Annotated in this window: 21 protein-coding genes and 2 other annotated features (1 of these 23 running past the window's edge); of the genes, 5 read left to right on the forward strand and 16 right to left on the reverse strand. The window is 40.3% G+C overall.

The window, feature by feature from the left end:
• Positions 1-163 (reverse strand) — a binding site (T-box leader) (it extends 91 nt beyond the left edge of the window).
• Positions 164-239: 76 nt separating this feature from the next.
• The 12 genes from mreD to ACTVAI_RS01610 form a co-directional block, all read right to left on the reverse strand.
• Positions 240-767 (reverse strand): rod shape-determining protein MreD, encoded by a 528-nt coding sequence (gene mreD / locus ACTVAI_RS01555; RefSeq protein ID WP_443473727.1) that lies wholly within the window; start codon positions 765-767, stop codon positions 240-242.
• Positions 767-1,621 carry a rod shape-determining protein MreC gene (gene mreC / locus ACTVAI_RS01560; protein WP_443473726.1) on the reverse strand — a complete coding sequence of 285 codons (855 nt, stop codon included), beginning with the start codon at positions 1,619-1,621 and terminating at the stop codon, positions 767-769. Before mreC ends, mreD begins: the two co-directional genes overlap by 1 nt.
• A gap of 32 nt (positions 1,622-1,653) precedes the next feature.
• Complete coding sequence (locus ACTVAI_RS01565) at positions 1,654-2,673, reverse strand: rod shape-determining protein (protein WP_443485729.1); 1,020 nt, start codon at positions 2,671-2,673, stop codon at positions 1,654-1,656.
• A gap of 250 nt (positions 2,674-2,923) precedes the next feature.
• Complete coding sequence (cspD, locus tag ACTVAI_RS01570) at positions 2,924-3,124, reverse strand: cold-shock protein CspD (protein WP_443473724.1); 201 nt, start codon at positions 3,122-3,124, stop codon at positions 2,924-2,926.
• A 141-nt stretch (positions 3,125-3,265) separates the two neighbouring features.
• On the reverse strand, positions 3,266-3,952 hold the full coding sequence (gene radC / locus ACTVAI_RS01575) for a RadC family protein (RefSeq protein WP_443473723.1): 687 nt from the start codon (positions 3,950-3,952) through the stop codon (positions 3,266-3,268).
• A gap of 75 nt (positions 3,953-4,027) precedes the next feature.
• Positions 4,028-4,672, reverse strand: coding sequence for an HAD family hydrolase (locus ACTVAI_RS01580; RefSeq protein WP_443473722.1), 645 nt, complete (start codon positions 4,670-4,672; stop codon positions 4,028-4,030).
• A 2-nt stretch (positions 4,673-4,674) separates the two neighbouring features.
• Positions 4,675-5,976 (reverse strand): bifunctional folylpolyglutamate synthase/dihydrofolate synthase, encoded by a 1,302-nt coding sequence (locus ACTVAI_RS01585; RefSeq protein WP_443485730.1) that lies wholly within the window; start codon positions 5,974-5,976, stop codon positions 4,675-4,677.
• 57 nt (positions 5,977-6,033) lie between these two features.
• Positions 6,034-8,679 (reverse strand): valine--tRNA ligase, encoded by a 2,646-nt coding sequence (locus ACTVAI_RS01590; RefSeq protein ID WP_443485731.1) that lies wholly within the window; start codon positions 8,677-8,679, stop codon positions 6,034-6,036.
• A 95-nt stretch (positions 8,680-8,774) separates the two neighbouring features.
• Positions 8,775-8,999 (reverse strand) — a binding site (T-box leader).
• A gap of 33 nt (positions 9,000-9,032) precedes the next feature.
• Positions 9,033-9,524, reverse strand: coding sequence for a thiol peroxidase (tpx, locus tag ACTVAI_RS01595; protein ID WP_443473719.1), 492 nt, complete (start codon positions 9,522-9,524; stop codon positions 9,033-9,035).
• 71 nt (positions 9,525-9,595) lie between these two features.
• The gene (thiI, locus tag ACTVAI_RS01600) at positions 9,596-10,804 is read right to left on the reverse strand and encodes a tRNA uracil 4-sulfurtransferase ThiI (protein ID WP_443473718.1); all 1,209 of its coding nucleotides are present in this window, start codon (positions 10,802-10,804) and stop codon (positions 9,596-9,598) included.
• Positions 10,805-10,818: 14 nt separating this feature from the next.
• Positions 10,819-11,958 (reverse strand): cysteine desulfurase family protein, encoded by a 1,140-nt coding sequence (locus tag ACTVAI_RS01605; RefSeq protein ID WP_443473717.1) that lies wholly within the window; start codon positions 11,956-11,958, stop codon positions 10,819-10,821.
• 71 nt (positions 11,959-12,029) lie between these two features.
• On the reverse strand, positions 12,030-13,766 hold the full coding sequence (locus ACTVAI_RS01610) for a septation ring formation regulator EzrA (RefSeq protein WP_443485732.1): 1,737 nt from the start codon (positions 13,764-13,766) through the stop codon (positions 12,030-12,032).
• 353 nt (positions 13,767-14,119) lie between these two features.
• Here ACTVAI_RS01610 and rpsD point away from each other — a divergent pair, with 353 nt between their 5' ends.
• Positions 14,120-14,731 (forward strand): 30S ribosomal protein S4, encoded by a 612-nt coding sequence (rpsD, locus tag ACTVAI_RS01615; protein WP_443473715.1) that lies wholly within the window; start codon positions 14,120-14,122, stop codon positions 14,729-14,731.
• A gap of 185 nt (positions 14,732-14,916) precedes the next feature.
• Complete coding sequence (locus ACTVAI_RS01620) at positions 14,917-15,219, forward strand: hypothetical protein (RefSeq protein WP_443485733.1); 303 nt, start codon at positions 14,917-14,919, stop codon at positions 15,217-15,219.
• A 298-nt stretch (positions 15,220-15,517) separates the two neighbouring features.
• Here ACTVAI_RS01620 and ACTVAI_RS01625 read toward each other — a convergent pair whose 3' ends face one another.
• Genes ACTVAI_RS01625 through ACTVAI_RS01635 form a run of 3 tightly spaced genes read right to left on the reverse strand, consistent with a single transcriptional unit; the run spans position 15,518 to position 16,975 of the window.
• Positions 15,518-16,210, reverse strand: a complete 693-nt coding sequence (locus ACTVAI_RS01625) for a 5'-methylthioadenosine/adenosylhomocysteine nucleosidase (protein ID WP_443473713.1) — start codon at positions 16,208-16,210, stop codon at positions 15,518-15,520.
• Positions 16,211-16,227: 17 nt separating this feature from the next.
• Positions 16,228-16,422, reverse strand: coding sequence for a hypothetical protein (locus tag ACTVAI_RS01630; protein ID WP_443473712.1), 195 nt, complete (start codon positions 16,420-16,422; stop codon positions 16,228-16,230).
• A gap of 1 nt (position 16,423) precedes the next feature.
• A complete protein-coding gene (locus ACTVAI_RS01635) occupies positions 16,424-16,975 on the reverse strand; it encodes an NUDIX domain-containing protein (protein ID WP_443473711.1) in 552 nt (183 codons plus the stop codon).
• A 164-nt stretch (positions 16,976-17,139) separates the two neighbouring features.
• Between ACTVAI_RS01635 and ACTVAI_RS01640 the strand changes: the two genes are divergently transcribed.
• From ACTVAI_RS01640 to ACTVAI_RS01650, 3 genes are all read left to right on the forward strand, one after another.
• A complete protein-coding gene (locus ACTVAI_RS01640) occupies positions 17,140-17,841 on the forward strand; it encodes a 5-bromo-4-chloroindolyl phosphate hydrolysis family protein (protein ID WP_443473710.1) in 702 nt (233 codons plus the stop codon).
• Between the two features lie 11 nt (positions 17,842-17,852).
• Positions 17,853-19,052, forward strand: coding sequence for a toxic anion resistance protein (locus tag ACTVAI_RS01645; RefSeq protein WP_443473709.1), 1,200 nt, complete (start codon positions 17,853-17,855; stop codon positions 19,050-19,052).
• Positions 19,053-19,175: 123 nt separating this feature from the next.
• Positions 19,176-19,427: a GlsB/YeaQ/YmgE family stress response membrane protein gene (locus tag ACTVAI_RS01650; RefSeq protein WP_443473708.1), complete on the forward strand. Its 252-nt coding sequence runs from the start codon at positions 19,176-19,178 to the stop codon at positions 19,425-19,427.
• A gap of 112 nt (positions 19,428-19,539) precedes the next feature.
• Here the strand turns inward: ACTVAI_RS01650 and cspD (ACTVAI_RS01655) are convergent, their stop codons facing one another.
• Complete coding sequence (gene cspD / locus ACTVAI_RS01655; RefSeq protein WP_443473707.1) at positions 19,540-19,740, reverse strand: cold-shock protein CspD; 201 nt, start codon at positions 19,738-19,740, stop codon at positions 19,540-19,542.
• Positions 19,741-19,774 lie beyond the last annotated feature (34 nt).

The raw sequence follows: 19,774 nt of genomic DNA on the forward strand, positions 1-19,774 counted from the left end.
TAGTGCTGTAACGGGCACCCCCGAGTCTACTTACTCGCGAATAAATTCTTTTCAGTAGTCTTGCTCCGAGATGTGTTTTCATTTTCTCCATACACCTGCTTTCACCGACCGCAGGCTCTCTACCGAATGAATGAAAATTACTTTTTCTCTTCTTCGCATTTCTTTTAGGTAAAATCATAATAACACAGAATTTTTTAAAAACAAGTATTTAAACAATTTTTTTTAATTTGTTTCTCATTTTAGACACTGTACATCCATTTGCTCAATTTAAGCAAGGGAACATAAAGCAAAGCTAAAAAGAAGAAATTCAAAAGAACAGTTGGGCCAAGACGGGTGGCGATAAAAGTGCCAAACGACAAATCAGCCATTCCTAATAAGGAATAGACGCCAAACACGAAAATTTCCACATAGCTGATGCTAAGGAAGTAAACAATAAAGACTGCGACCGGTGCAGTTGTCAAAAACCTCTGACTCCGTTTCACTAAATAAATGCATGAAGCAATGGCAGTCACATAGATACCCAGTATTCCCGTGTAGTAACTGTCGTACATAATGCCAAACAATAAAGCATAGAGAAATAATGGTTGTTTGGGAAAAAGTAAAGTAAATACAACAAACAACAGTAACAATATCCTTGGAACTAATACATAGTTTTGATCCAAAAAACTGGCGGAAAAAATATTCATGACAATACCATCCATGACCAATCCCAAAAAAAGAAGGATAGGAATCAGATAAACATGATTAAGCGTACGATTTTGCACCATTACCGGGAAACCTCGCTTCCCCTTTGGATGATAGTCACGTAAAGAATTTCAGCTATATTACCAGCTGGTTCGATTGTAACTTCCTGGAACAAACCAAACTCATCCATGCGCACTTCCTTTACAACTCCTATCAATAAAGATGCCGGTGATACACCACCTAAACCAGAAGTGATGACTTGCTTCCCAACCTCTATTTTGGCTTTTGGATCAATTTCGGACATGATCAATAGTCCATTTTCCGTTTCATAGTCATCCACAATACCATGAACTGGTGTATCGGGCATTTGTATTTCTGCCGACACACGATTTACCGATTGATTGGCCGTAGACAATAACAAGATTTTAGCAGTAGTTGGACTAACTTCGGCTACACGACCAATCAAACCATTGCCGGACATGACAGACATATCGACTTCCACACCATCTTCGCTACCTTTATCAACCACAATTTGATCGATCCAAGTGTCAGGATTTCTGGAAATGACGGTTGCGTTAATATTGGAGAATTCGGACAGACTACTTTGTAATTCTAACTCTTGCTTCATGCTTACATTTTCTTGCTCCAGTTTGGATATTCGCGCTTGCATGTTATCCATAGCATCTATTTTTTGTTTCAATTGTTGATTTTCTTCGTAGGTATGAAGCAAATTATCAACAGAATCGACAAATCCATTTACCGTTTCGGCTGGCTTCGACATAACGTTCGCTGCTAGACCGGTCACATCATTTATGAACAATTGCGGAAGCGATGCGTCCTCACGGTTTCGCGACATAGAAAAGGCAATTGTACTGATAAAAATGATCACGGAAATCAGCAACACAATCATTCTTTTATTATTGAAAAACTGATTCACCTTAAAACCTCATTTCCTTTCCTTTTCCCCCATTAGTAGGTGTTATGTTTCTTTAATTGTTTTATATTTTTTAGATTTTCACCAATGCCTGCTACAATACTATCCAGGGGATTTGTTACAACAGTAACGGAAATTCCCATTGCTTTGGAAATTACTGTATGAATGTCATTTAACAAGGCGCCCCCACCGGTCAAGAAAATCCCATGGGTAATGATATCCGCTGCGATTTCCGGTGGTAAATGTTCCAGGACTGAAGTGATGGTTGCAATAATTTCCTGCAATAATGGCTGGAGGGCTTCGGAAATATCTCTTGCTTCTATTGTAAGTTTTCTGGGGAGTCCTGTTTTTACATCCCGGCCTTTAACTTCTTTATTTTCATAGTAAGAGGCTGCTTTCAAATCTGCTGAACCACTTTTCATCTTGAGGGTTTCAGCAGTGCGAGACCCGATTGCTAAGGCATACTTTTCCCCAATATAGTTACGGATGGCTTCATCCATTTTGTTTCCTGCTATAGGTATCGCTTTACTGGCTATGACTCCTCCCAGAGATAAAACAGCAATACAGGTTGTCCCGCCTCCTATATCAACAATAAAATATCCCGTTGGTGTATAAATGGGCAAACCCGCGCCAATTGCTCCAGCAAAAGGCTCATCCAGTAAAAAAGTTTCTTTGCTCCCTGCTTCCAGTGACGCCTCAATAATAGCACGTTTTTCAATTCCCGTAATACCTATTGGGGTACAAATCATGAGATATGGTCTTTGAAACGAATATTTTGTCGTTTTTTTAATAATATTCCTAAATAGCGCAACCGTCGTATCATAATCAGCAATCATACCTTCTTTTAAAGGCCTTGACGAAACCACATTTCCCGGTTGTTGTTCCAAAAGCTGAATGGCTTCATCACCAATGGCCACTATTTTTCCATCTTGAAGATTACGGGCAACAATTGCGGGTTCTCTATAGACAATACCCTTGCCTTCCATCCAGACAACAATATTTGTCGTACCTAAATCAATACCAATTCTTTTGGCTCTTAAACTTATTGCCGACAAAAGATTCATCCTTCCATATGCTCATCGTATATCTTCAATATTTTACCACAAATTGAAATCCGAAAAAATCGAAAGCTAAAAATATTTGAAAATGTAACATTTTCTTAAAAAAAGGTTCTTGGTTATCTGGAATTGGTGAAGGAAATGCCTACCAACACCATAAATAATAGAACTAAAAAAATAGAAAATGAGATAACAAAAAAGCTGAGACAAATGAATGTCTCAGCTGTTTATTATCAACTAGGAAAAATTAGATTTTTTCTACGTTTGATGCTTGAGGTCCACGGTTACCTTCAACGATGTCGAAAGAAACTGCTTGTCCTTCTTCTAGAGATTTGAAACCGTCACTGTTGATTGCTGAGAAATGTACGAATACATCATCTCCGCCGTCGCGTTCGATAAATCCAAATCCTTTTTCTGCGTTAAACCATTTTACTGTTCCATTTTCCATGAAAAATTCCTCCTCGTGCAATTTGCACAAATATTCTGTTATTGCAAATGGTACGATCGGAATGTTCATGACATAACTTTCTTCCCTTACAAAAACGTACCCTTATTATAACCAGACTTTTAAATTATTGCAAGTCTTTTTCTAAATTATTCCATATTCCTTTAAACTGATGTAATTTTGGTCGCCGATAATAAAGTGATCCAGGAGCTCAATCCCCATCATCTCGCCACATTCGACCATCCTCCGCGTAAATATCAAATCTGCTTCCGAGGGCTCCGGATTTCCAGAGGGATGGTTGTGACCCAAAATAATCCGGGCAGCAGAAAAACGAACGGCTTCCCGAAATATTTCTCTCGGGTGAGCGACACTACTATTTAGACTGCCGATAAAAATGGTTTTCTTTTTGATGATTTCATTTTTAGTATTTAAATACAATGCGATGACATGTTCTTGTTGTAGATCGCGCATTTCTTGTTTAAGCAAAGCCCCTGCCGTTTTAGTTGAAGTAATGACGCCACTCTTTAACTGTGTCGTCTGAGCAAGGCGTAACCCAAGTTCAATGCAGGCTTTGATTTCAATCGCCTTCGTTTCTCCTATGCCATTAATCGTCATTAGTTCCTCAACGGAAGCCATTTTCAAGGAATGGAGGTCTTCGAATTCATTCATCACCCGCATCGCAAGCTGTAAAACGTTACTGTCTTTAGGGCCGGTGCGTAACAAGATAGCTAACAGTTCATGTGTTGCCAAAGCTTTCTCGCCGTATTGTGCGAGCCTTTCCCTCGGTCGGGATGATTTTGGGACTTCTCTTACTAATGTTGTTTCTTGCATACTATCTCTCCTTTTTACTCACTATAGATATATACGCAAAAAAACCGCAAAAGTTTTATTTTATTTCCCAAAACCTTAAAATAATGTTCTAATTTCGTCCAAGTCGTTCACAATTGCGATGGTTTTAGCTCTTGCTTCTTCATTTGGAGCAATTAAATCTGGCACCATGATGACATCAATTCCCGCTGAAAAAGCTGAACGGACACCATTCAGTGAATCTTCCAAAATCAGACAGGCTTCTTTTTCATGGTTTGTCAGTGCGTGTGCTCTTTCAAAAATAGCGGGATGCGGTTTGGCAAACTCAACATCTTCTCCACTAATTTTCCTTGAGAAATAATGAGAAAGCCCTTCTTTCTCTAGGAAAAAGTTTATATCGTAATGGCGATTGGACGAAGCAAGAATTAATTCCTTATCCAACTCTTTAAAATGATGCAGTAAAGCTTCCAAACCCTTTTTATGGGGAACACCATTCAATTCTATCAAACGGTGTAACTCTGCCCGATAATCATTGCTCAACTGGTAAGCAATGTCATAATCACCAAAATCCTCCGTATACTTTACTAAACAGTCTTTATCGGACATGCCTACTGATTCTAAATAATAATCTTCTGTAAAGGGGACACCTAACTTTTTAGCGATACTCATTTGAGCCTGGCAAACTAATTTTTCTGTATCAAACATTAAACCGTCCATATCAAAAATAATAACTTTTTTATCCATGTCTATCCCTCCATAAGAAAGTGGCGTACTTCGGATAAGAAGTATAAGGATCCCGTCACCAACAAAATTTCATCTGAGGCTAATTTTCCTTTTAATTGTGTCAGTGTTTTTTTCCAATCTTCATGGTAAGTTGCATCAGAAACGCCAAGGCGTTCTTTTAAATCTTTCAATGTTGCGACCAGTGGAAAATCAAAGGTCGTTAAATGAATATCGTGATTAGGAATACGCATTAACCAAGGGCCTATTTTTTCAAGTTCCTTGGTTGTGAGTGCCGCAAACAGGACTTTTATTTTTTTATCGGAAAAATTCGTATTGATGGCATCCAGCAATACGGCCATTGCCGGTTCGTTATGAGCGCCATCCAGGATGATAAAAGGATCCTGCGAGATAATCTCCATTCGAACTGGCCAAAAGGCTTGGCGGAAGCCGGCCAAAATCGTCTTTTCTGAATAGTTTAATTTTTGGGCCTTACAGAATGTCATAAAGGCCATGAGTGCTGTTGCTGCATTGTCGATTTGGTGATGGCCCATCAAAGCAATTTCGATGTCATCCAATTTTAATTCGGGCGCTTTAAAATCGAAGTGTTCATGGAAGTCTCTGGTAGTCGGCTGATTCACGGCAATGAAATCATCTTGATAAGCCAAAACAGGACTTTTTTTCTCTTTTGCCATGTCTAAAATGACTTTTTTGGCAGCACCCTGGATATTCCCGATCACCAGTGGTACACCGTTTTTGATGATACCTGCTTTTTGAAAGGCAATTTCTTCTATCGTATTTCCAAGTATCTGCAAATGATCCATTCCGATTGTCGTAATCATGGTCAGTTTCGGTGCAGCTACATTCGTACTGTCGAATAAGCCACCCAATCCTACTTCCAGCAAGACAACATCTGGTTGAATGCGGGCAAAATGAAGAAACATCATCGCCGTCACCACTTCGAACTCTGTTAAAGGACCTAACTCCGTTTCCGAAATTTCAGTGTACAGTGGTTGAATCGCATTCGCCAATTCCAAAACTGCATTGTCGGAAATCTGTTCCCCATTTATACTGATTCGCTCATTGAAACGCATAATATGCGGTGATGTGAAGCTTCCCACGGTGTGTCCAGAGGCTTTAAACAAGCTGGTTAAATACGCAACAGTAGACCCCTTCCCATTGGTTCCGGCAATATGAATGGCCGGAAACTTTTTCTCGGGATGGTCTAATTTCTCCATTAGCCATTCCATTCGTTTTATTCCTGGTTTAGGCCCCATTCCTTTACGGGTATGAATCCAGTTCATTGCTTCTTCATAAGTTGTAAACATGCTTCCACCCTTTGCAAAAAGATGGCTGGGAATACTTCTCAGCCATCTTCATCTTTTTTATAATTGTGCTTTTAAGCTAGCGATGCGTTCGTTGACAGTCGCCAATTTTTCACGGTAATCTTTTTCTTTGGCACGTTCACCTGCAACAACAGCTTCAGGTGCTTTGCTTACGAATTTTTCATTACCCAGTTTTTTTACAACCCGGTCCACTTCTTTTGCAAGCTTCTCTGCTTCGCCTTCCAAACGAATAATTTCGTCTTCCAGTTTAATCAGGCCTGCTAATGGCATCCGAACTTCCCCACCAGAAATAATCGCTGTAACAGCCTCTTCCGTTGTTTCCAGAGTTTGGCCGATTTCTAAACTTTCTGGATTACAGAAGCGGATGATATAAGCTTCGTTCGCAGTGAAAATGTTTTCTGTTGCATCATCATTTACATTGATCTGCATCGGTACTTTCTTCGATAATGGTGTATTCATTTCATTACGGATATTCCGTACCCCACGAATCAAACCTATCAATTTGTCCATGGCCGTTTCCGCTGCATCGTCGACCAAATTTGCATCCGCAACTGGATACTCAGCCACCACGATTGAATCACCTTGATGTGGTGCATTTTGCCAAATTTCTTCTGTAACAAAAGGCATGATTGGATGCAACAAACGCAGAATGTTGTCCAATACATGTGCCAAGATGCTACGCGCTGTCAATTTAGCCGCTTCGTTATCACCTTGAAGCACTTCTTTGGTCATTTCGATGTACCAGTCACAATACTCATCCCAAATAAAGTGATAGAGCAATTTACCGGCTTCACCAAATTCAAATTTCTCAAATAATTCGGTTACTTTCGCAATCGTACGGTTCAATTTAGACAGAATCCATTGGTCAGCCAATGTTTTCTCACCTGTTAAATCAATTTGATCATAGGTTAATCCGTCAAGGTTCATCAATACATAACGGCTTGCGTTCCATATTTTATTGATGAAGTTCCATGATGCATCCATTTTTTCATAACTGAAACGCACGTCTTGTCCTGGGGAGGAACCATTTGATAGGAACCAACGCAAAGCATCAGCACCATATTGATCAATAACATCCATTGGATCAATTCCGTTACCTAGGGATTTACTCATCTTACGGCCTTGTTCATCACGAATCAAACCATGAATCAACACATTTTCAAATGGGCGTTTTTCAGTAAATTCCAAAGATTGGAAAATCATCCGGCTTACCCAGAAGGAAATAATGTCATAACCCGTTACTAATGTGCTAGTCGGGAAATACCGTTTGAAGTCTTCTGATTCCTCATCCGGCCAACCCATTGTTGAAAATGGCCATAGGGCAGAACTGAACCATGTGTCCAATACGTCTGGGTCTTGTTCCCAATTTTCGATATCGGTTGGGTCTTCCATGCCAACATACATTTCGCCAGTTTCTTTATGGTACCAAGCAGGAATACGGTGTCCCCACCATAGTTGACGGGAAATAACCCAGTCATGGATGTTTTCCATCCAGCGTGTAAACGTATTTTCGAAACGTTCCGGGAAGAACGATACTTTATCATCCGTACCTTGATTTTCGATTGCTTTTTCAGCAAGAGGTGCCATTTTTACAAACCATTGTGTCGAAATAAGCGGTTCGACCACCACATCAGTACGCTCAGAGTGACCAACACTGTGGACCATCTCTTCAACCTTAACCAAGAAACCTTCTGCATCCATATCTTTAACAACAGCTTTGCGTGCTTCGAAGCGATCCATACCTTCGTATTTACCCGCTTCTGCATTCATTGTCGCATCGTTGTTCATAACATTGATTTGGGGCAAGTTATGACGCAAACCTACCTCAAAGTCATTTGGATCATGGGCTGGTGTAATTTTAACAACGCCGGTTCCGAAATCTTTATCAACGTAGTCATCGGCAATAATTGGAATTTCACGATTCATCAACGGTAACATAATTGTTTTTCCGATTAAGTGAGCATAACGCTCGTCTTCAGGGTGAACGGCTACTGCTGTATCTCCCAACATTGTTTCGGGACGTGTCGTTGCCAATTCAACGAAGCCAGAACCATCAGTCAGTGGGTAACGGAAGTGGTAGAAAGCACCATTTACATCTTTATGGATGACTTCGATATCCGACAATGCTGTTTGCGCTTTTGGATCCCAGTTGATCAAATAAGCACCGCGGTAAATCAAGCCTTTTTCATAAAGGGTTACAAACACTTTGCGAACGGCGTCCGACAATCCGTCATCCAAAGTGAATCGTTCGCGTTCATAGTCAACGGAAATCCCCATTTTTTCCCATTGGTCGCGGATGAAGCCAGCATAATCTTCCTTCCATTCCCAAACCTTATCGACAAAAGCTTCGCGTCCTAAATCATGACGGGAAATACCGTCTTCAGCAAGTTTAGCTTCAACTTTTGCTTGGGTTGCGATACCTGCATGGTCCATTCCCGGCAACCACAATGTGTCATACCCTTGCATGCGTTTCATCCGAATCAACATATCTTGCAAAGTAACGTCCCACGCGTGACCCAAGTGCAAACGTCCTGTAACGTTTGGAGGCGGGATAACGATGGAGTAGGGTTTCGCATCTTTATTTCCGCTTGGACGGAATAATTTGGACTCCACCCATTTTTTATATTTTCCTTTTTCAACTTCTTGCGGTTGGTATTTTGTAGACATTTGGTCTAACTGTGACATACTTTCATTCCTCTCTCGTGTTTAAATGAAATGCAGTGGTGGCGTCAATTTGGTGGAATAAACGCCGCTTTAAACAAAAAAATCGCCCTGCAAAATTGCAGGACGAATAAATTTCGTGGTACCACCTGAGTTTATGGGCATAATAATCCCATGTCTCGTTTTGATAACGGAGCTATCTCCGAGTAGGACTACACAGCACTGCCTTCATCCCACTTGCTCCTGGGCTACCTTCATCCAGCCGGTTAAAAAAGCTTTCACCATCCGCTTTTCTCGCTATGTAACCGTGCTGCGATTACTCTTCCCAGTTCAATCGCATTTTTCTCTCCAATAGTCTACCATCAAAACCCAAAATTTTAAAGTAAATCTTTTGCAGCTTCTACTGCTGCATCGTAATTTGGTTCTTCAGCCATTTCCGGAACCAATTCACGGTATGCTACTTCATTATCTTCTGTTAAGACAAATACACTACGCGCTAATTTATCCAATTCTGGCATCAAAACACCAAATGCTTTAGCAAATTCACCGTCTGTATCAGTCCACATATCGATATCCAAACCTTTTGCAGCACACCATTCATTTAATTCTTCTGCTGTATTTTTAGAAACATTCACTAAACGAATGCCTTCGATGTTGGATGCTACCTCGTTGAAGGAACGTGTTTGTTGATCACATACACTTGTCGCGATGTCTGGGAATACGCTCAAAATAGTCACTTGACCTTTAATTGTTTCGTCTGTAACTGTTTCACCCTTAATATTTTTCAAAGAGAAAGTTGAAACAACATCCCCTACAGCTGGCAATGGACCTTCTACTAATGTTGGTTTACCTTTTACTGTAATTTCCATCCTTATTCCTCCTATTAATTTGATATCTTCATTATACCAATGTTAAGTGGAAAAGTAAGCGATATGATTTATTATAATAAACTACTGAACAAAGTTTCTTCCTCAATGAGTGTTTCCTGGCTAATGCGGGTTACCACAATGCCAGCAACGGCACGCGCAACCAAACCTTCAATATCCATATTTCCTTCGAACCTGTTAACTTTATCCAAATGCGGTTTCGTTTTTGGAGCAGCCGGTGCAAAAATGGTACAGCAATCTTCAAACGGCTGGATTGATAAATCAAATGTATCGATTTTTTGCGCGATATCGATGATTTCATTTTTATCCATTGTGGCTACTGGGCGGATAATTGGCGTTGAAGTAACGGCATTGATTGCCACCATACTTTCCAACGTTTGTGAAGCAACTTGGCCCAAGCTTTCACCGTTAAAAATTGCCAAGGCTTTCCGTTGTTCCCGGATAGCATCCGTAATACGAAGCATCATGCGACGCGTAACCGTCATACCATATCCCTCAGGAATTTTCGCTTTTATTTCTTCCTGAATTTCGGTAAACGGTACTTCGATAAATTGAATAGAACCTGAAAAACGGGTTAATTTCGCTGTTAAATCTTTAGCTTTTTTCAAAGCTTGTGGACTTGTATACGGAGGGCTGTGGAAGTGAAGAGCTTCAATTTCAACGCCCCGCTTCATTGCTAAATACCCTGCAACTGGCGAGTCAATACCACCCGATAACATTAAGATACCCCGGCCACTCGAACCAACTGGTAACCCTCCTGCTCCTTGGTAAGTTTCCGTACTGATCAGGAAGTTTTCATTTTTAACATCAACGCGAACGGTGATATCGGGTTTTTTCACTTGAACGGTGATATTGGGAATATTTTGCAAAACGGCTGCCCCAAATTCAGCATTCAACCAGTTCGTATCGTGTTCATAAGAATGGTCGGAACGGCGCGTTGCTATTTTGAATGTTTTATTTTCTGTGTCTAGTTTTTTCATTAAATCAATAATGAAAGTACGTGCGGTTTCAAAGTCACGTGGCACGACATAAACTGGCGAGAAATTTTGAATCCCGAAAATATCTTGCAGGCGTTCAATAATTACTGCCTCTTCAGCGTCATTTAAGTTCAAGAAAATGAAATCGTGCTCCGCATGAATTTTAATCTGCGGAAAGTCATGAGTCGCTGCCCGGATATTTTGAGATAATTTTTGGATGAATCTTTTTTTATTTTTACCTTTAGTCGAGAGCTCACCAAAGCGGATTTGAATACGTGTTTCCATGGATAGTTCCTTTCTTATTTCTGAATTTTTTTGAATTTTGTATGTAATTGAGCGAATACGGATTTAAATGTTTCTACTTCTGCCAGCGTATTTTCCGACGATAAACTGATGCGGACTGCACAACGGGACCATTCGCTCGGAACGTGCATGGCTTCCAATGTAGCAGGGACATCCCCTTTTTTACTGGAGCATGCACTGGTCGTGGAAAGAATAATGTTTTCATTCTCAAAAGCATGGACCATGACTTCACCACGAACATCTTTCATGGCAAAGCACAAGATGTGTGATGCACCTTCAGCCGTACTGAAAATTTTAACATCATCATATGATTGTAAAAATGACATTAAATGGTTTTTGAGCGTAAGTTCCGATTGGTGTGCGGTGTTCCGCTTTTCCAAAGCCATGCGCAAAGCTTTGGCGGTTGCGGCAATACCGGGAACATTTTCGGTTGAGCTACGTTCTCCGGATTCCTGCCCACCACCTGTCAAGAGGGAGGCGATGCGCTTCCCAGCTTTATGGTAAACAATACCGACACCTTTGGGACCGCGGAATTTATGAGCGGAAAGAACCAAGAAATCAATACGTGGATGCTGAATGACCGTGTCGAATTCCGTCAACCCTTGTACGGCATCAACATGATAGTGAATAGTGGGATAGTCTTCCAAAATATCTCCGACTTCCCTTATCGGTTGGATGGCGCCTACTTCGTTATTTATTGCCATCAACGAAACCAGGATGGTATCTTCGCGAATCGCCTCTTTTACATCACTTGCGGATACGACACCCGCTTCATCAACCGGAATGACTGTTATTTCAAAACCCAACTTTTTGAGTTGTTGCATCGTTTTGGAAACCGCGGGATGTTCAACGGCTGAGGTGATCAGATGCTTCCCATAGACCGCTTTTTCAATAGCGGTTCCTTTTATGACCCAATTGTCCCCTTCTGTTCCACCGCTTGTAAAAAATATTTCCTTCGGTGTTACGTTCAATAAGTCAGCTACTTGTTTACGGGATTGTTGAAGCAACTGGTCAGCCATCACTCCCAATTTGTGCAAACTTGAGGGATTGCCGGTAATGGCCTGGCTAACTTTTATATATGTATCCAATGCTTCAGGGAAGATGGGCGTCGTTGCGCTGTTATCAAAATAAATCATTATTTCACTCTTTCTGTAATTTTTTACAAAGTTAAAGCTGAGACATAAAATTAATGTCTCAGCCCTATTCATCATTTAGTCGATTGTTGCGGTGTAAAGGAACGACGATTTTTATCTTCCAAGTAGTTATCTTCAACCTTTTTGCTAGCACCTGGTTCCACTTTATTCAATATATTTTTCATGACGTTCATTGCATTTTCGTAGTCATAAGCATTTTGGAATAAGTCGAGTGCTTCACGCGTTGCTGCTTCAACTTCTGGATTATCACGGTAACGATTTGCATATTGAATCAAGGATTCAGTCATGTTAGCTTGGTCGAGGATTTCTTCGGTACGTTTATCCAATAGTTGGATATCCTCTTCACACATGACCACCAGATTTTCGATTTCTTCCATATCGATTTTTACGCGATTTAATTTAGCTGAAATTTCTTCGATTCTTTGGGAAACTGCAAAGAAAAGATCCAGGTAAGCAGGTGCCAAGCCTGGCAAATGTTGTTTTTCCAAAGTACGCTTCATGTTACGCATATCCATCTCAAACAAATCGACAGCATCTTTCGCATCTTTCTCGCGATTCTTTAAATTACTCAATTTCGCCACTAATTCCGATTGTTCTTTATCAATTTGGCTCAGTTTTTGAGTCATTTTTTCATAACGGGCTTTCGTTGCAGAATAAGAAATCTGATGCTCTTCCAATAATTTATCATGGTAACGCAGAGCTTCGTTTTCAGCAAGCAATTGTTCTTCATATTCTTGGGAACGACCAAGCTCGTTATGATTCAAGAAGAAGTTTTGAGAGACACGATCAATCTCTAATAACACATAACGGTTACTTTGCATGACATGTTCCATTTTACGGGATAAGTTCGACTGGTGGCGATCCACAAAATCTTTTGCATCCATTTCCTTTTCCATGATGATGTATGTATTTTCAATCGCGCGTTCCGCTTTATCCATTTTCTTGCGTGCTTCTCCAATATCCGCCAACGCAATAGAATCTTTTGCCTCTTTCAAGATATCTTCGATTTCCACAATTTTCTCTGGGATATTCACATTATCAAAAACGTAGTTTTCTGTAATCAAGCGTTGGTAGCCTTCGCGTAAATCCGCAATTTGTTCTTCATATTCTTCTTTGATTTGTTTATTCAATTCAGGAATTTTTTCGACTACTTCTTCCATTACTGTTAAATCTTGACCAATACGATCGAGAACTTCTTTCGCTTCCATATGATCGCCTTCATTAGTTAAAGAGTTGAATTTTGTGAAATCAAGCTCCATATAATTCAAGTTCTTTTCAAGTGTTTCAACTGCTGGTCCGAAAGTAAAGCTATGAGCCAAGAGTTGTTTACGGATTTTGTTGTAACGTTCTTGATTTTCTTCTAGTTCTTTGCGGTTTTCCTGCGCACTTTCCAAAAGTTTTTCAAGCGCTTTGTTTACCTTGATAACACTCGTTTCAGTTTCTTGGATCAAATTTTCTGCATTTTCAATAGCTTGCTTTGCTTTAATGAAATTGTATTGTTGAATACTTTGCTCTGCACTCACAAGCGCAGCCTCAATTTCAGGATATTGGAAACGCGTGATTGTTTGCCAAGTCGCTTGCCAACTTTCATAGGTACGTTTTGTTTGGCCTGTTAAATTCAAATTTTTCAAAGTATATAAATTGTCCGCAACCGGAATTGCCATCATTTTATGTTTTTTATCATCAATTTCTTTAATACGATTCGCTTGTTTACGGTTCAAATAGTATACGACGCCATATCCAACTAGAATGACAATGAATATACCCGCTAACCAATAAAATAAGTCCATTTAAGAATCCCCCATCTACTCAACTGTTGTCATACTGTCCAAGACATGCTGACCATAATATCATCATTCAGTATAGCACAGAAAATTTTATAAAAAAAGCAAGTCTCAGTGGATTAGGCGAAAGTTTTCCTTAGATGGAAAGCTTGCATCTTATCTATTACTATGTTAAGATGACTGACGTGTAAAATAATGCAGCGGAAATAGTGTACCCGCGTCAACATTTCATCGCCTCCTAGAGGTTCAATTGTGTACCCTTGCGGCTGCATAAGGTGAAGATTGAAGGATGAAATGCACGTACTACAACATTTTCATTATTATTTTACTCCAAAACATATTATTGGAGGAATAAAATTATGTCTCGTTATACTGGCCCAAGCTGGAAAAAATCTCGTCGTTTAGGAATCTCTTTAACAGGTACTGGTAAAGAAATCGAACGTCGCCCTTACGCACCTGGACAACACGGTCCTAACAGCCGTCGTAAAATGTCTGAGTACGGTCAACAATTGCAAGAAAAACAAAAACTACGTTTGATGTATGGCATGAACGAACGTCAATTTGCTACTGCTTTCAAAAAAGCTGGTAAAATCCAAGAAGGTAAACATGGTGAAAACTTCATGATCATGTTGGAACGTCGTTTGGATAACGTTGTTTACCGTCTAGGTTTGGCAACTACTCGTCGTCAAGCGCGTCAATTAGTAAACCATGGCCACATCACTGTTGATGGCAAACGTGTGGATATCCCTTCATACGAAGTTTCAGTTGGACAAGTTATCGCAGTTCGCGAAAAATCAAAAACTATGACAATCATCACAAGTGCTGTTGAAGGATTGTTCGGTCGTCCAGACTTCGTAACATTCGATACAGAAAAACTTGAAGGTTCTCTAAACCGTCTACCAGTTCGTGACGAATTGACAGCAGACGTTGATGAGTCATTCATCGTTGAATACTACAACAAACTTGGCTAATAAGTCATTTGAACAGAATCCTTCGGGGTTCTGTTTTTTTGTGTCAAAAAATCCCCAATTTCGTTGCGCAACAAATTGTAGCACGTTGCTATGACAAGGTTCCTCATTTTTTTGCTCATCTGCTTTCTTTTACTTTGCTATACTAAAAGCATGAAGGAGCTGATGAGGTTGAAAACGAAGCCGGTTTGCGCCCTTCCGACTTGGTGGATTCGACTTGGCAATTGCACCTTGATCCTTCCAAGACCTTCCCGGATTCGTTCACTTCATTCGGGAAACAGGACATGCTTGTCTTGAATGAGTTCAGTGTTTGGATTCTTCCCTTCATGGATCCAGACGAGATTCAGGAAAAGCAGGATGAGTTGGAAGAAAAAGGTCTAGAAAATGGTCTAACCGAATACAAGTTATTGACCATTGAAACCAAAGACAACAAATACATCGTATCCGCCCATGATCTGTTGCACTCCATGGTTGACCAGATGGAATTATGATACTACTCAGCAAGAACTGATTACTCAAATTGGAATTCTACTTTGAGTAATCACTCTCTTCCCAAAAGCGATTACTCAAACCGAAAAACGACTCTGAGTAATCACTTTCTCCCCAATAGCGATTACTCAAACGTAAAAATGACTCTGAGTAATCACTTTCTCCCCAATAGCGATTACTCAAACGTAAAAATGACTCTGAGTAATCACTAGAGGGAAAATAGGCCTAACAAATAGACTGTTATGAAGATTCGAGACAATATAAAACACCTTCGAAATACTTTTTCGAAGGTGTTTCTGGTTATTTTTGATAATTTCGAATAAATGCCAACACTAATTCAGCTGACTTTTTGCCTGCTTCGATAATAAATTCATCGAATGTAACAGATGCTTCCTCATCGGCACTGTCTGAAATTGAGCGGACAACCACAAATGGCACGCCCATTACATGACAAGCTTGAGCAATGGAAGCTCCTTCCATTTCAGTTGCACCCGCTTGCGGAAACTCGGAAATAATACGTTCGACTTCCACTTTATCAGCTATAAAAGAATCGCTTGAAACAATCAATCCTTGATGCGGTGTTAAACCAACTGTATTGGCGGCCGCCATGATTCCGGCAACAGCTCGGGCATCACTTGGATAAGTCGCCGGCATCTGCGGAACTTGTCCTTTCACGTAACCGAATGCCATAGCATCCACATCGTGATAAGCCAATTCATCGGCAACCAATACGTCTCCTACTTTCAAACCAGGCAATAAGCCACCAGCGGAACCGGTATTAATAATTAATTCCGGTTGATAACGATCAATCATGAATCCTGTCGCTAAAGCAGAATTAACTTTCCCAATTCCAGACTGTGCAATTACCACCGCTTGCCCATCAACGAGACCGCTGATATATTCTAGGTGGTGCACCTTTTCAACCTTTTGATCTGTCATATGCGCTAAAAGGACACGCGTTTCCTCTTCCATTGCGCCAATAATACCTATCATCTTTTACCCTCTTTTCATTAAATAACAAATGCTAAAACAAATACCAGAACAATCGCTATTGCTACGATAATAATGGCCCAGTTATAAAAAGTATCCAGCTTGCGACCCTGTTCTTTTTCAAAACTACGCTTGCCCGCTCCTACTTCTTTATCTAATTCATCTTTAGCACTTTGATACGTTTTTCTAGTAATAATTGGTTTCTTTTCAGTCATGTTAACCCATTTCCTTTAAGCGTAGTTGCCAATACAACAACGCATATAATGTTTTGGAATCGCAAATTTCGCCGCTTGCTTGAAGTGCCAAAGCTTCTTCATAAGTGCATTCCAGTACCTCAACAAATTCATCTTCATCCAATGGACGTGGATTCTCCACAATCGATAAATCCTCTGCCAGATAAATAGTGAATTTTTCGTCCAGATAAGCCGGTGTTGGGTACATCGTCACGAGCGCCTCCCATTTTTCAGCATGGTAATGCGTTTCTTCTTCCAACTCACGTTTGGCAGCTTCCAAGGGATCTGTGTCCGAAACTTCCAATTTCCCAGCGGGAATCTCCACAACGGTTCGGTCCAACGGCTTTCTGAATTGGCGCACCAATACCATTTTCCCTTCGTTCGTAAAAGGAATCATTGCCACGGCGCCAGGATGCCGGATAATTTCTCGTACGGAAGTGGAACCATTTGGCAATTCCACATCTTGCCGTTCCAAATGAACCAGAACACCATCGAATATAACTTCTTTAGTCAGCGTTTTTTCTTCAAATTCCATTTCATTAGCCCCTATCCTGATTCTTCTTCAATCATGATACACCATTTATTTAACAGATTACAACCACGTTAACAAAAATCATCCTTTTGACCGATAGGTGCCGCCTCTTCTATTATGCTAAAATAGAGACAAATGAAATCGTAAATTCATGAGGAGGAAATATAATGCTGAAGAACATAATAGAAGTACTGAAATTCACCTTTACCAACGCCATTTGCTTGATTGCGTTAATACTGATGTATTTCTTGTTAGGCTACGATTTAGTTACTTCCCTTATTTTAACAATGGTACTAGGGGCGATTATTTACTATCAAAAAAATCGAAAAAGACAAAAAGGAAATATGGTCCTGAATCGTGTAAGCAGCGATAAAGAAGCATTCTACCGGGAACAAGGTCTTACGAAGGATGAAATGAATCTATTCCGGAATACGATGCATGCAGCACGTAACAACATCCATGATATTGAGGAAAATGTTAAGAGCCGTACAAAACTTACAGCCATCACGAACCGTAACTACACGTTGCCTATCCTGAAAGATTTCTTTAAACATATTGTGGAACAACCACAACGCTTACACGACGTGAACAACTTCCTTTATACACAATTACCAAACTTGAAAGAGTTGACGGATAATTACGTAGAAGTTGACAGTCATGTGACCAAAACAAAAGAAACATATCAGTCTCTGGACAGCAGTGCAAAAGTCATAGATGCCCTCTGCCAAAAAATCCAGCAATCTTATACAGATTTCATGGAGAATGACATCGATAATATGGAAATCGAGATTGAACTTGCGAAACAGGGTGTATCGGGTGATAATGATAATAAGAAAACCGTTACAGAACCTTCGGACACAGAGATATAGGGGGTATTTAATTGGATAACGAAAAAAAAACCGACGTAAATAAAGAACTGGATGACCTACTGGCAAACCCGTTTGCCGATCCATTTGCCAATGCTGCCACAACCCAACCTGATAAAGGGGAGTTGGCGGAGGAGATTCAAAATAACCAATTGATTTCACGTTTGCCTGCAGAACGCCAGGAACAAGCGCGAGCTTTGGCATCACAAATCGATGAAAATAACATGTCTGCCATCATTAGCTATGGAGCAGCCGCTCAAAAACAACTGGGTGACTTTTCCAATTCTATGCTGGATCATGTCCAAAATCAGGACACAGGTGAAATCGGTGATTCCCTGAATGAATTGATGTTCAAATTAAATGAAACCAGCCCTTCTGATCTTCGGGCTGAGGATAATAACATCTTCAGAAAAATGTTTGGAAAAGTTAAACAGAGCGTCTATGAAATGACAGCTAAATACCAACAAATTGGGGCCCAAATCGATAAAATCGCCATCAAGTTAGACCGCGAGAAAAATGGTTTGTTGAACGACAATATCATGTTGGAACAACTTTACAAAAAGAATGAAGATTATTTCAACGCCTTGAACATCTATATTGCAGCGGGCGAAGTGAAGCTGGACGAGCTTAAAACAATAAAGATTCCTGAAGCGATTGCGATTGCTGAGAGAACACAGAGTCAGATGGATGTGCAATCGGTTAATGATTTGAATCAATTTATGGATCGTTTGGAAAAACGGACGCACGACTTACGTCTGACACGTCAAATGACAATCCAGCAAGCACCTCAAATTCGTTTGATTCAAAATACAAACCAAGCGCTAGCTGAAAAAATCCAGGCATCCATTCACACCGCCATTCCTTTATGGAAGAACCAAGTCGCCATCGCCATGACCCTACTCCGTCAAAAAGATGCTGTTACGGCTCAACGACAAGTTTCTCAAACAACCAACGATCTGATGCTGAAAAATTCAGAAATGTTGAAAATTTCTGCTATTGAGACCGCCAAGGAAAATGAACGGGGCGTGATTGATATCGAAACGTTGGAAAAAACACAGCAAGATTTGGTTGAAACCCTTCAAGAAACCATCAAGATTCAAAAAGAAGGCCGTTCTAAACGTCAAGAAGCCGAACGCGAATTATCAGCTATGGAAGGCGAATTGCGCGTCCACCTACTCGAATTGCAAAAAGAAGAATCAAAACTATACGACTAATATTGACCCCTATCCAGATATGGATAGGGGTTATTGTTTTGTTTCAATGAATATATCTATTATAATAAAACCATAGCAAGAGTTAGAGCTATACAAATCATTCTTTTTAAGGAGGAATAAAAGATGGGATTAATTTGGTCTCTAATTGTCGGTGGTGTTCTAGGTGCAATCGCAGGCGCAATCATGGGTAAAGACGTCCCTGGCGGTATCATTGGTAACATCATCGCTGGATTCTTGGGCTCTTGGTTAGGTACTTCTCTACTAGGAGAATGGGGTCCTGAAATTGGTGGTTTCTACATTGTACCAGCTTTAGTTGGGGCAGTCGTTTTAATCTTTATTGTATCGTTAGTGTTACGGAACACACGGTCACGTTGAGGAAGAAATTATTAAGCAGTACTAAGGCCGGGATTTCTCCCGGCCTATTATTATAAAAAAAACAGGCCGGGAGAAATCCCGGCCTGTTTAACTATATAGTTTTAACTTGCTATTATAGTTTGATTACGTTAGCTGCTTGAGGTCCACGGTTTCCATCGACAATGTCGAATTCAACTTCTTGACCTTCTTCTAGAGACTTGAATCCGTCACCTTGGATTGCTGAGAAATGTACGAATACGTCTTCTCCGCCTTCTACTTCGATGAATCCGAATCCTTTTTCGCTGTTAAACCATTTTACTTTACCTTGTTCCATATTATGTAATACCTCCAAAAAATTTGTTTTCTGG

The organism is Jeotgalibaca sp. A127, from assembly GCF_052266745.1.
GTDB lineage: Bacteria > Bacillota > Bacilli > Lactobacillales > Aerococcaceae > Jeotgalibaca.